Source organism: Pedobacter nototheniae, assembly GCF_032678625.1.
GTDB lineage: Bacteria > Bacteroidota > Bacteroidia > Sphingobacteriales > Sphingobacteriaceae > Pedobacter > Pedobacter nototheniae_A.
In genome coordinates this window covers 41,127-53,498 of the sequence record NZ_JAVTSO010000007.1, presented here as the reverse complement: position 1 = coordinate 53,498, position 12,372 = coordinate 41,127, and the positions used below count along the sequence as shown (strand labels likewise).

13 protein-coding genes are annotated in these 12,372 nt (G+C 38.8%); all 13 read right to left on the bottom strand.

The window, feature by feature from the left end; translation table 11 throughout:
- Positions 1 to 32: 32 nt before the first annotated feature.
- The 13 genes from R2Q77_RS18165 to ilvN all read right to left on the bottom strand — a co-directional run bounded on the left by R2Q77_RS18165 (position 33) and on the right by ilvN (position 12,263).
- A complete protein-coding gene (locus tag R2Q77_RS18165; RefSeq protein ID WP_316805147.1) occupies positions 33 to 383 on the bottom strand; it encodes a cupin domain-containing protein in 351 nt (116 codons plus the stop codon).
- Between the two features lie 154 nt (positions 384 to 537).
- Positions 538 to 1,788 carry a threonine ammonia-lyase IlvA gene (gene ilvA, locus R2Q77_RS18160; RefSeq protein WP_316805146.1) on the bottom strand — a complete coding sequence of 417 codons (1,251 nt, stop codon included), beginning with the start codon at positions 1,786 to 1,788 and terminating at the stop codon, positions 538 to 540.
- Positions 1,789 to 1,956: 168 nt separating this feature from the next.
- Complete coding sequence (locus tag R2Q77_RS18155; RefSeq protein ID WP_316805145.1) at positions 1,957 to 3,117, bottom strand: 2-isopropylmalate synthase; 1,161 nt, start codon at positions 3,115 to 3,117, stop codon at positions 1,957 to 1,959.
- Positions 3,118 to 3,127: 10 nt separating this feature from the next.
- Positions 3,128 to 4,219, bottom strand: a complete 1,092-nt coding sequence (leuB, locus tag R2Q77_RS18150) for a 3-isopropylmalate dehydrogenase (protein ID WP_316805144.1) — start codon at positions 4,217 to 4,219, stop codon at positions 3,128 to 3,130.
- A 1-nt stretch (position 4,220) separates the two neighbouring features.
- Positions 4,221 to 5,684 (bottom strand): ATP-binding cassette domain-containing protein, encoded by a 1,464-nt coding sequence (locus R2Q77_RS18145; RefSeq protein WP_316805143.1) that lies wholly within the window; start codon positions 5,682 to 5,684, stop codon positions 4,221 to 4,223.
- The gene (leuD, locus tag R2Q77_RS18140; protein ID WP_316805142.1) at positions 5,684 to 6,268 is read right to left on the bottom strand and encodes a 3-isopropylmalate dehydratase small subunit; all 585 of its coding nucleotides are present in this window, start codon (positions 6,266 to 6,268) and stop codon (positions 5,684 to 5,686) included. Before leuD ends, R2Q77_RS18145 begins: the two co-directional genes overlap by 1 nt.
- Before the next feature lie 62 nt (positions 6,269 to 6,330).
- Positions 6,331 to 7,098, bottom strand: a complete 768-nt coding sequence (locus R2Q77_RS18135) for a methyltransferase domain-containing protein (protein ID WP_316805141.1) — start codon at positions 7,096 to 7,098, stop codon at positions 6,331 to 6,333.
- Positions 7,099 to 7,225: 127 nt separating this feature from the next.
- Positions 7,226 to 7,507 (bottom strand): antibiotic biosynthesis monooxygenase, encoded by a 282-nt coding sequence (locus R2Q77_RS18130; RefSeq protein ID WP_316805140.1) that lies wholly within the window; start codon positions 7,505 to 7,507, stop codon positions 7,226 to 7,228.
- An 81-nt stretch (positions 7,508 to 7,588) separates the two neighbouring features.
- Positions 7,589 to 8,995 carry a 3-isopropylmalate dehydratase large subunit gene (gene leuC / locus R2Q77_RS18125; protein ID WP_316805139.1) on the bottom strand — a complete coding sequence of 469 codons (1,407 nt, stop codon included), beginning with the start codon at positions 8,993 to 8,995 and terminating at the stop codon, positions 7,589 to 7,591.
- An 85-nt stretch (positions 8,996 to 9,080) separates the two neighbouring features.
- A complete protein-coding gene (ilvC, locus tag R2Q77_RS18120; RefSeq protein WP_316805138.1) occupies positions 9,081 to 10,562 on the bottom strand; it encodes a ketol-acid reductoisomerase in 1,482 nt (493 codons plus the stop codon).
- A gap of 96 nt (positions 10,563 to 10,658) precedes the next feature.
- Positions 10,659 to 11,126 carry a DinB family protein gene (locus tag R2Q77_RS18115; protein WP_316805137.1) on the bottom strand — a complete coding sequence of 156 codons (468 nt, stop codon included), beginning with the start codon at positions 11,124 to 11,126 and terminating at the stop codon, positions 10,659 to 10,661.
- 8 nt (positions 11,127 to 11,134) lie between these two features.
- Complete coding sequence (locus R2Q77_RS18110; RefSeq protein ID WP_316805136.1) at positions 11,135 to 11,512, bottom strand: glyoxalase superfamily protein; 378 nt, start codon at positions 11,510 to 11,512, stop codon at positions 11,135 to 11,137.
- Between the two features lie 112 nt (positions 11,513 to 11,624).
- Positions 11,625 to 12,263 (bottom strand): acetolactate synthase small subunit, encoded by a 639-nt coding sequence (gene ilvN / locus R2Q77_RS18105; protein WP_316805135.1) that lies wholly within the window; start codon positions 12,261 to 12,263, stop codon positions 11,625 to 11,627.
- Positions 12,264 to 12,372 lie beyond the last annotated feature (109 nt).

Below are 12,372 nucleotides of genomic sequence, written 5' to 3'. Positions count from 1 at the left end.
GTAAATGTGCCCAACCTGGGCTGTTTGAGTGTTTATTTAAGGAAATCTTCGCGATGGGGGTTAAAAATGTCAATTAACAGGCCTGCTTCGAGGCAAACTACGCCGTGAAAAACATTAGACCGTGCAAAGAAAACATCGCCTTTATGAAGAATTTTCTTTTCATCGGCCATGCTTACTTCAAAACTTCCTTCAGCCACATAACTCATTTGCAAATGCGGGTGCTGATGAATTACACCAACCGCACCTTTTTCAAAGTCGACCTTAACCAGCATCAAACGCTCATCGTAAGCCATAATTTTGCGTTTAACACCCGCGCCTAACACTTCCCAATCGATATCATTATCCGCAATTAATGCTTTGTTGTCTAAATCTTTGAAATTCATGCTTTTTAAATTTTTTATAAGAAAACGAAATCGTCATTGCGAGGAGGTACGACGAAGCAATCTTTCCTATTTGCCAAAAAGATTGTTTCGCCGGCTGAAAAAGCCTTCTCGCAATGACGAATCGACAATAGTTAGCCTTCCGGTTAAACAAGTGTTAAACCAAATACTCGAACAAGGTCTGATCCTGGTTCAGTTCGATGATCTCAAATTTGAAATCTTTCATACGTTGCAGCAAACTGGCATAATCGTTTTTGTTCGAAAGTTCAATACCAACTAAGGCCGGGCCATTTTCCTTATTCGTTTTTTTAATAAATTCAAAACGGGTAATGTCATCGTGCGGACCTAAAACCTCATTTACAAAAAGTTTCAAAGCACCTGGTCTTTGCGGGAAACGAACAATGAAATAATGTTTTAAACCTTCAAAAAGTAAAGATTTTTCTTTAATTTCCTGCATGCGTTCAATATCATTATTGCCTCCGCTCACAATGCAAACCACTGTTTTGCCTGCTATTTGTTCTTTAAGCTGATCCAATGCGGCAATGGATAAAGCGCCTGCAGGTTCTACAACAATAGCATCTTCGTTATAAAGTTTTAATATGGTTGTACATATCTGTCCTTCAGGAATAAGGTGCATCTGATGAAGCAAATCTTTACAATACTGGTAGGTAATGTGCCCGATGCGTTTAACAGCTGCGCCATCAACAAAACGATCAATTTCATCTAACGTAAAGGGACCGCCTTTTTCTATTGCAGCCGTTAATGATGGCGCACCTAAAGGTTCAACACCAATTAACTTTACATCTGGTTTTACCGTTTTAAGATAAGCACTAACGCCCGAAGCCAAGCCGCCGCCGCCTACTGGCATAATAACCACATCTAAATCGGGCAGGTCTTCAAAAATTTCGACACCTACAGTTCCCTGACCTTCAATAACTTTTTCATCATCAAAGGGTGGAATAAAGGTAGCTGAATGTGCAGCACTATAGGCTAAAGCTTCTTTCAGGCAATCATCAAAAGTATCGCCAACTAAAATTACTTCAACATTATCGCCACCAAACATATAAGTTTGTTTTACCTTTTGTTTTGGCGTTATTTCTGGCATAAAGATTACGCCCTTTATATTTAGTTTTTTGCAGGAATAGGCCACGCCTTGTGCATGGTTACCTGCGCTTGCACAAACTACGCCATTAAGCAAGGCACTTTGAGGCAAAGAGCTGATTTTATTATAAGCACCACGTAATTTGTATGAACGTACAATTTGCAGATCTTCTCTTTTTAAATAAATATTAGCATTAAACCGAGATGAAAGTCCGGCATTAAATTCTAAAGGCGTACGTTTTACTACGCCCTTTAATCTTTCAGATGCAGCGTTAAAATCCAATGTGTGTGGTGTGGTATTATTCATTTTTTTAGTGTCAAGTAGCAAGAATCAAGATTTGTGTTCTGCCTGTTTATTCCTTTTGCCATTGCGAGTTACGGACCAATCCTACTACTGGAGCTATAGTAAAAGCCAGCAATTAAAATTGCTTTCCCAAAATTGGGGCAGGCTGTAGCTGGCAATGGCGGTAATGTGCTAAGCTAAATGCAAAGCAACCAATTGATTTAAATCCAGGTCGTTAATGCCTTGTTTGCCATCGGCTAAAACTAAAAACTGTTTGTAAACAATATCTAAATGTTCTTTTTCTAATTTATGGCCTAAACGATCTAAATGGTGTTTTAAGGCATGTCTGCCACTTCTGGCCGTTAATACAATCGTTGCATCAGGAAAACCAACATCTTCTGGTTTAATAATTTCATAGTTTTCGCGGTTTTTCAAAAAACCATCCTGATGGATCCCTGAGCTGTGTGAAAATGCATTGCCACCTACAATTGCTTTGTTTGGTTGAACAGGCATGTTCATCTGGTTTCTTACCATGTGGCTCATTTCATAAAAACGAGTGGTATCAATCTGCGTGTTCAATCCCAAAATTTTATGTGTTTTTAAAATCATGACGACTTCTTCCATAGATGTATTGCCTGCGCGCTCACCAATGCCGTTTATGGTACATTCTACCTGGCGTGCACCATTTTGTAAACCAGCAATTGAATTTGCTGTAGCCAAGCCTAAATCGTTATGGCAGTGAACAGAGATAATGGCTTTGTCGATATTCTTTACATTTTCTTTTAAGTAAAGGATTTTTGATCCATATTGATCTGGCAAACAATAACCGTTAGTATCCGGAATATTAACAACTGTTGCACCTGCGGCTATTACGGCTTCAACCATTTTAGCTAAAAACTCAATGTCGGCACGTCCGGCATCTTCCGCATAAAATTCAACATCTTCAACAAACTTTTTCGAATATTTTACGGCTTCTACTGCACGTTCTAAAATTTCTTCGCGGGTGCTGTTAAATTTGTGTTTAATGTGAAAATCAGATGAACCTATACCCGTGTGGATACGTGGTCGTTTTGCATAGCGCAAGGCATCAGCTGCCACATCAATATCGTTTTTATTTGCTCGTGTTAAAGCACATATAATTGGATGGGTTATTGCTTTAGATAATTCGATAACGCTGTTGAAATCTCCCGGGCTTGATACGGGGAAACCTGCCTCAATTACATCAACACCCAAAAGTTCAAGTGATTTGGCGATTTCTACTTTTTGGTTTGTATCTAACTGGCAGCCTGGAACCTGCTCTCCGTCACGCAATGTGGTGTCGAAAATATAAACTTTGTTCGGGTCGTGGATCATAATCTTGAGTTTAGGAATTGATTAATTTTTGTGATAAGAATTTTAATACCAATTTACCCATTTCGGCTGTGCCTAAAACTTTAAACCGGTTTGTAGTTTGGTCGGCAATATCGTGTGTTCTAAAGCCTTCCTTTAATACCTGGTCAATGGTATCGACCAATAATTTAGCTTCTTCTTTTAATCCGAAACCAATTTCGAGCATGAGTGCTGCGGATAGGATAGAAGCTAATGGATTTGCTAAATCTTTGCCTGCAATATCGTGTGCCGAACCGTGAATAGGCTCAAAGAAACCAGTGCTTTCGCCAACAGATGCCGAAGCCAGCATACCCATTGAGCCTGCAATTTGCGATGCCTCATCTGTTAAAATATCACCAAATAAATTGGCCGTTAAAACCACATCAAACTTTTTAGGGTTTTTAATTAATTGCATGGCAGCATTGTCGATAAACATGTGTTCTGTTTCAACGTCAGGATATTGTTTTGCAATTTCCTGTACCGTTTCGCGCCATAAACGCGAACTTTCCAAAACATTGGCTTTATCAACAGAGCACAATCTTTTATTACGCTGTTGCGCAGCCTGATAAGCTTTATGTGCAATGCGTTCTACTTCGTAACGATGGTAAATCATCAGGTCAGAAGCTGTATTTCTATCTTCAGAGCGTGTTTTTTCACCGAAATAAACATCACCGGTTAACTCACGGAAGAATAAAATGTCTGTTCCTCTTAAAATTTCCGGTTTAATACTCGATGCCTGGAGAAGTTCATCAAATAGTAATATCGGGCGGAGGTTGGCAAATAAACCCAGTTCTTTACGAATTTTTAACAAACCTTGCTCTGGTCTAACTTTTAAGCTTGGATCGTTATCGTATTTTGCATGACCAATTGCTCCAAAAAGAATGGCATCACTTTGTCTTGCTTTTTCTAAAGTTTCATCTGGTAAAGGCTCACCTGTAACTTCAATGGCTGCATGGCCCATTAAGGCCTCATCAAATATAAATTCGTGGCCAAAAATTTCTGCAACTTTTTCTAATGCTGCCTTTCCCCAGGTTGTAACTTCGGGCCCAATACCATCTCCAGGTATTACTAAAATGTTCTTCTTCATATTAAACGCTTTCCAGTATTGTTTCGACGACTTTTACTTCGCCTTTTTCTAATCGTATTCTTTTTTGTATGCAGGTTGGCAGCTGCGATTCAAAGTGGCCAACATAAATTAAGGTCATTCCGTTGCTGCACAATTCATCAACCAAATGGTTAAAATGTTGTGTTTGTTGATGATCTAAGCCCTGGCAAGGTTCATCGAGGATTAACAGTTCAGGATTTTTGATTATTGTTCTGGCCAATAAAACCAAACGCTGTTTTCCAAGAGGAAGCGCGTTTAATAATTCATTTTTGATCTCTGTTAATCCAAAATATTCAATCAGTTCATCAACCTGTGCACTCTTTGAGTAGGGCAATTGTTGAAATAACCCCACTGTATCGTAAAAACCGGATGCAATGCTTTGCCAAACGGTAGAGGTGGCATCGAAATACCAGTGAAACTCTGGCGAGATTAAACCAATGTGTTGTTTAATGTCCCAAATGCTTTCTCCACTTCCACGTTTGTTGCCAAATAAATAAAGCTCATTGGCATAAGATTGAGGATGATCGCCATTTACCAAGCTCAATAAAGTTGATTTACCCGATCCGTTGTGACCTTGTAACAACCATTTTTCACTGGATTTAACTTCCCAGTTAATATTTTTTAATACCTGTTTATCTCCATAACTGATGTTTACATCAACCATTTTAACAATATTATCGGATGAATAAACTGGCGATTCTTTTAAGAAATCAGGAATTTCTTTATTGTGTTTTTCAACGCCAACTGCAGCAACGCTTCTTGAATCTGAGGTAACAACCTGTCCATCTTTAATCATTGCAAAACGAGTAACAACAGTCGGCAATTCTGAATCATTGCAAATTAAGAGCAATTGTACGCCTTCTTTGGCAACCTGATCCAATAGGATATTCAAATTTTTACGCGAGGCAGCATCCAGGCCGGTATAGGGCTGGTCGATAATTAACAATTGTGGTTTTAACCATAAGGCTTTAACCAATTGTAGTTTTTTATGTTCGCCGCTCGATAATTCGATTAACTGCGAACTGGCAAATGTTGCAAAGCCAAGGGCTTCTAAAATGGGCTCAACCTCATCAAAGTGAAGCCCCTTTTCTTTACCGTACGCAACCAATTCTGCATGTACAGTTAAGGTTTCTTTGGCTTGCTGACTGGTGTAACGTTGCTGATAATAGAAATTTGCAACACCCTCCAGGTTTTTAAACTGGTACCAGCTTTCTACAAATAAAACTTCGGCGGGTAATTTACTTAGCGGATCATAATTGATTTCGACACTGCCTTGCGCAGCAACTAAACCCACAATGGCTTTGGCCAAAGAAGTTTTTCCGCTTCCGCTTTCGCCCGATAAAACCCAATTTTCGAAAATATTTATTTCCCAATACAAATCCTTTAGCACCGCTTTGTTGCGGTAACTTAAGTTTAAATCTTGTATGTACACAAAGGGTTTAAACATTATTTTGCTTGTTCGAATTCGGTTACCAATTTTGTTTGTGCCAGGATGAAATCGATATCATCATAACCATTTATTAAACATGATTTTTTGTACGGATTAATCTCGAAAGATTCCAGTGCTCCGGTTTCAACAATGGTAACCGTTTGATTTTCCAAGTCAACTTCTAAGGCTGATTTAGGATTGTTTTCCACCGCCTTGAAAATTTGTGCAAGGAACTCTTCAGTTACCTGAATAGGTAATAAACCATTGTTAAGGGCATTTCCTTTAAATATATCGGCAAAGAAACTACTGATAACAGCATCAAAGCCAGCATCCTGAATGGCCCATGCTGCATGTTCACGACTACTTCCACAACCAAAGTTTTTTCCAGCAACTAAAATCTGTCCGTTGTAAGTAGGGTTATTTGTTACAAATTCAGGCTTTGGAGTATTATCGCCATTATAGCGCCAATCGCGGAATAGGTTTTCGCCAAACCCATCGCGTGTGGTTGCTTTTAGAAACCTGGCAGGGATAATCTGGTCGGTATCTATATTCTCTATATTTAAAGGCACTACGGCCGATGTTAATTTTGTGAACTTTTTCATTTTAATCGTATCAAGTACAGCGCATCAAGTATCGAGACTTGCTTTTTGCATTGTTTTTATCTTTAGTCTTTTTGCTTAACGGCTTTAATCCTTAGTCTTCTATAATCGGCTACCCATTCTCCATTAATGAAATAATTGGGTTTAAGGATTTCTACAGCCAGGTTTTTGATGGATTTTGCCTGCTCTTCGTTTAATTTTTTAAATGCATGTTGTGCAAATTGATTAATCCAGATGTACATGCCTTCTTCGCCGATAAGTTTGGTAGGCCTGTCGAATAACCAGGCTTGCTCAACTTCAAAACCGTTTGTTTCTAAAAGGGTAGTGTAAGCGCTTACAGACGGAAAAAACCAGAAATTATTAGCCAGGTGATTTTCCAAGCCTAATTGCATTGCTGCATTTGTAATGGCATCGGTAATGCTTTTAACATTTCCTTTTCCACCAAATTCGGCAACCAATCTTCCACCAGGTTTCAGGCTTTTAAATAACCCTTGAACTAATGCCGGCTGATTTTCAATCCAGTGGAAAGTGGCGTTACTAAAAATGGCATCAAATTTTTCGTTGTATGGCAGTTTAGTTCCATCAACAACCTCGAAATTTAAATTCGGGTATGCTGCTTTAGCATTCGCAACCATATCGGCAGAGGCATCAGTTCCTGAAACGAGTGCACCACTTTCAGCAATTTGCGCCGCCAGCTGACCGGTGCCACAACCTACATCTAAAATATGTTCGCCGCTTTTCGGCGCTAACCATTGCAATACATCTGCTCCGTAATCTGATACGAAGTGATGTTGCTTGTCGTATAATGTTGCATCCCAAACTATTTCTGGCATAACTTTAAATTTTATTTAATCTTTTCACTCCTTTAAACACCTAATTGCATTTAAGTTTTTTAACAAGATTTGCAGGATTTTAAGCTATATTCTATCATCCAATCATGCAAAACTCGGTTGTTCCTATTTAAACATAATGCTCTACCGTTGGAAAAGGCTCATAAAAATGATGCAATAACTTTTTCCAATCCTGGTAAGCTGCCGAACCTCTAAAGCCTTCGGTATGTGCTTCTAAAGTTTCCCAGTTAACCAGCAGGATATATTTATCGGCCTCTTCAATACATTTTTTTAACTGATGCGAAATGTAACCTTCCATGGCTGCTATGATTTTTTGTGCTTCGTTAAAAGCTTTTTCAAAATCGGCTGATAAACCGGCTTTTATATTTAATATGGCAACTTCTAAAATCATATGTATTAATTTATCATTCTGAGGAACGAAGAATCTGTTTTATCGTTTGCAGATGTTTCCTTCGTCAGCATGACAGGTTAATTAAGCTTTTTCCAGCATTTCTCTTACATCGGTAATTTTTCCTGTAACGGCGGCTGCGGCTGCGGTTAAAGGACTTGCCAAGAGGGTACGTGCATTTTGTCCCTGACGACCTTCGAAATTTCTGTTCGATGTAGAAACACAGTATTTGCCTGCCGGAATTTTATCTTCGTTCATACCCAGGCATGCGCTACAACCTGGTTCTCTTAGTTGAAAACCTGCTGCCTCGAAAATTTTATCTAAACCTTCATTTTTAGCCTGCTGTTCTACTTGTTTGGAGCCTGGAACGATCCAAACGGTAACATTATCTGCTTTACGCTTATCTTTTACAAAATCTGCTACTTCGCGTAAATCTTCAATTCGTGAATTAGTGCAACTGCCTATAAAAACATAATCAACTGGTTTACCGATTAGCGAAGCATCATCATCAAAACCCATATAATCCAAAGCTTTTTGGTAAGAGAGTTGCTCTTTTTCTGGTTGTGCTTGTGTGGCAGGAATATGTTCCTGAATGCCCATACCCATGCCTGGATTGGTTCCATAGGTAATCATAGGTGCAATATCGGCAGCATCAAAAGTTAAAACACGATCAAATTTTGCATCGGTATCACTAAATAAAGTTTTCCAGTAGGCTAAGTCTTTATCCCATTCAGCGCCAGCCGGAGCAAATTCTCTTCCTTTGATGTAATCGAACGTAATTTGATCAGGCGCAATAAGCCCGCCACGTGCACCCATTTCGATACTCATGTTACAGATCGTCATCCTGGCTTCCATACTCAAAGATTCAATAGCTGAGCCTGCATATTCAATAAAATAACCTGTACCTCCGGCAGCAGATATTTTAGAGATGATGTATAAAATAATGTCTTTTGCTGTAACTCCTTTTTCCAAGGTTCCGTTTACCTCGATTTTCATAGTTTTAGGTTTCGACTGCAATAAACATTGCGTAGCGAAAACCTGTTCTACCTGCGAAGTTCCGATGCCAAATGCAATAGCCCCGAAAGCGCCATGTGTAGAGGTATGGCTATCGCCGCAAACCATTGTTTTTCCGGGTAAGGTGATGCCCAGTTCGGGACCAATTACGTGCACAATGCCTTGAAATGGATGCCCTAAGCCATATAGTTCGATGCCAAACTCAGCACAGTTTTTGGTAAGCATATCAACCTGGTAACGCGAAAGTTCTTCCTTAATTGGCAAAAGCTGATTTAGCGTAGGTACGTTATGATCGGCAGTTGCAACCGTTTGTTTCGGACGGAAAACCGGTAAGCCTCTTTTGCGTAAACCATCAAAAGCCTGCGGAGAAGTTACCTCGTGTATTAAGTGTGTATCAATGTATAAAATGTCAGGAAATCCCTCTTCACTTTTTACAACGTGTGCATCCCAAATTTTTTCTACTAATGTTTTTGACATTTTTATTTGTATTTAATTTTTGCCGGTCTGAGCTTGTCGAAGACTTTCTTTAAAGAGACAAGCTCAAACCGACATTCTTTTAATTTTATGCAGTTTTAATTGCTTTCATTGCGGTCATGGCTTTACGTAAAGTAGCCCCAATCTGTTCTACCTGATGAGAACGGATCGCTTCGTTAACGTCAATTAACTGTCTGTTATCTACCGCGCCATCTTTACCCTCGTTAAAGTTTTTGCCTACTAAATCGGCATCTACTTTTTTCATGAAATCGGCTAAAAGTGGTTTACAAGCTTGATCGAATAAATAACAACCATATTCAGCCGTGTCAGAAATTACACGGTTCATTTCGAATAATTTTTTACGGGCAATGGTGTTGGCAATAAGTGGTGTTTCGTGTAATGACTCGTAGTAAGCTGATTCTGGTTTAATACCGGCCTGTACCATGGTTTCGAAAGCCAGCTCCACACCGGCACGAACAAATGCAACCATTAAAGTATAGTGATCAAAATATTCCTGCTCACCGATTTTAACATCACCAGCAGGGGTTTTTTCGAAAGCAGTTTCACCCGTTTCAGCTCTCCAACCCAATAAGTTTTTATCGCCGTTCGCCCAGTCTTCCATCATGGTTTTGCTAAATTCACCGCTCATAATATCATCCTGGTGTTTTTGGAATAGAGGACGCATAATGTCTTTCAGTTCCTCAGAGATTTCAAAGGCTTTGATTTTAGCAACATTGCTCAATCTATCCATCATGGCAGTTATACCACCTTGTTTTAAGGCTTCGGTAATTACTTCAACACCATATTGAACCAATTTAGAAGCGTAACCGGCGTCGATACCCTTTTCTACCATTTTATCGAAAGATAGGATAGAACCTGTTTGTAGTAAACCGCAAAGGATGGTTTGCTCGCCCATTAGATCTGATTTTACCTCGGCTACAAATGATGATTTTAATACACCCGCGCGGTGACCGCCAGTGCCCACGCAATACGCTTTAGCCTGTGCCAAACCTTTGCCCTGAGGATCGTTTTCCGGATGTACAGCGATTAAGGTTGGTACACCAAAACCACGAACATACTCGGCTCTAACTTCACTGCCCGGGCATTTTGGAGCAACCATAATTACCGTTAAATCTTTACGGATTTGCATGCCTTCTTCAACAATGTTAAAACCGTGAGAATATAATAATGTAGCACCGTCTTTCATTAAAGGCATAATTGCATTCACAACCGCAGTATGTTGCTTATCAGGGGTAAGGTTGATTACTACATCAGCGCCCGGAATTAATTCTTCGTAGGTGCCTACTGTAAAGTTATTCTCAGTTGCATTTTTCCACGAATCTCTTTTGCCTTCAATAGCTTCTTTGCGTAAAGTATAACTTACATCTAAACCACTATCTCTTAAATTTAAACCTTGATTTAAGCCTTGGGCTCCGCAACCTACAATGACCAGTTTTTTACCTTTTAGTGCGCTAATGCCATCTAAAAATTCGTTGCTGTCCATGAAATCGCAAACACCTAATTGGTTTAATTTTTCTCTAAGAGGTAGTGTGTTAAAATAATTTGACATCGTTTTATTGATTAATTTCTATTTAATTATCGGTTCTTTTCTCAAGATTGTCAGGATTACAGGTTTTTCAAAATTTCCTTCTCCTTTCTAATCGTTTTATTTAAGTCTGCGTTTCAAAGCTAATGCATAACCATAATGCAGGTTATCGTGTCCAATAGTCGTTGTTAAAATTTCTTCAACATTATTCAACTGTGCACCATAAGTAGCCGTTGTAAACGGTGTAATTGCACCAAACTTTTCATTTGCGTAATCTTTCTCTATCTTTTTAATGCTTTCAAGTGCTGTAGCTTTCAATTCTGCAATTTCTTCGGCTGTTACTGTATAAGTTGGTTTGGTATCTTTTTTATAGAAATCATTAAACCTTACAGCCGATGCATTTTCCAAAATACCAGTACGTACATAACAAAGTGTTTGTGTACTGACAACGATATGCCCAAAATTCCAAATGATATTGTTATTGTAGCCATCTGGAATCTTATTCAATTCTTCGATGGTTAAGCTGTCGATTAACTGAATAAATGCCTTACGCGAGTTTATTATAAATTCAAATACCTGGTTCATCATGTTATATTCTAATTTTCAGCTTCGGCCAGTTCCTCGTTAAACGTTATTTTGTTAAAAAATGGATCGTTTACAGTTAGTGCCCAGGTTCCATAGAAAGTTTTCTCCAATCCCGGACGGTTGTATTTGTACTTTTTATCAATGATTTCTTTATGAAATGCTTTCAATCCGGTACAATCGATATGTACATGCGCACCAGGAGCACAATCTCCGTGGTGTTCACTTAAGTGCAATTCTATTCCGTTTAACGAAACCTGCATGTAAACTGGAGTGTTCTTTTCAAATGTATGTTCCCAATCTATTTTAAAACCCAACCAATTCACATAAAATTCAACCGCTTTATCGTAGTCGAATATTCTTAAAATTGGCGTGACTTTATTGCATTTCATATTTTTTATCTTTTCGTCATTTCAAGGCTGGGTTTATGTAAGCCAAAGTAATCTGCTTCTTTTTTCTTAAAAGATTGCTTCGGCATTCCTACTCGCAATGACAGATTTTGGTTTACATGGTGAAAATCTTCTGTCCTTTTTCTAAAAACTCATTTTCAACAAGTTCTTCTCCAGGTTCAAAGGCTTCAAATTCCTTTAATTTCTCATGGAAACCCGCACTGTCTTTGATAATGGCAACTCTTGCACTGCGTACAAACTCAATCAGTTCATAAGGTTCTAAAGCTTTTACCAAAGCATCCGTTTCTTCTCTGTGTCCGGTTACAGCAAAAACAGTATAATCTTTTCTAATCACTACCGCACTTGCCCCAAATTGTCTTAATAGCCTTTCAACCGTTACTTTCTCTGCAATTTCATCTGTAGAAACCTTGTAAAGGGCAAGTTCCTGCCAGATGATTTCGTCATTGGTGTTGAAATAAACTTTCAATACTTCAATTTGCTTTTCAATCTGGCGGGCTAATTTCCTCACCACTTCATAACCCTCATGGATTACGATGTTAAAACGGTGGATTCCATCAATTTCAGAAGGGGAGGTGTTTAAACTCTCAATGTTGATTTTTCTTTTGGAGAAAATAATCGCAATCCTGTTTAATAAACCGATGCGGTTTTCAGCATAAACCGTAATGGTATATTCCTGTTTTCCTTCTAAGTCGGCTTTATCTATTTTATGTCCTATTGTGTTTTCAATATTCATGATAATTCTTTTGGCAATTGTTCTTTTTAAATTGACTTGCTATCGCTTAAGATTGCTTCGTGCCTCGCAATGACGATTTGGAGAGGTGGCTTTAATCTTCAACCCTCCG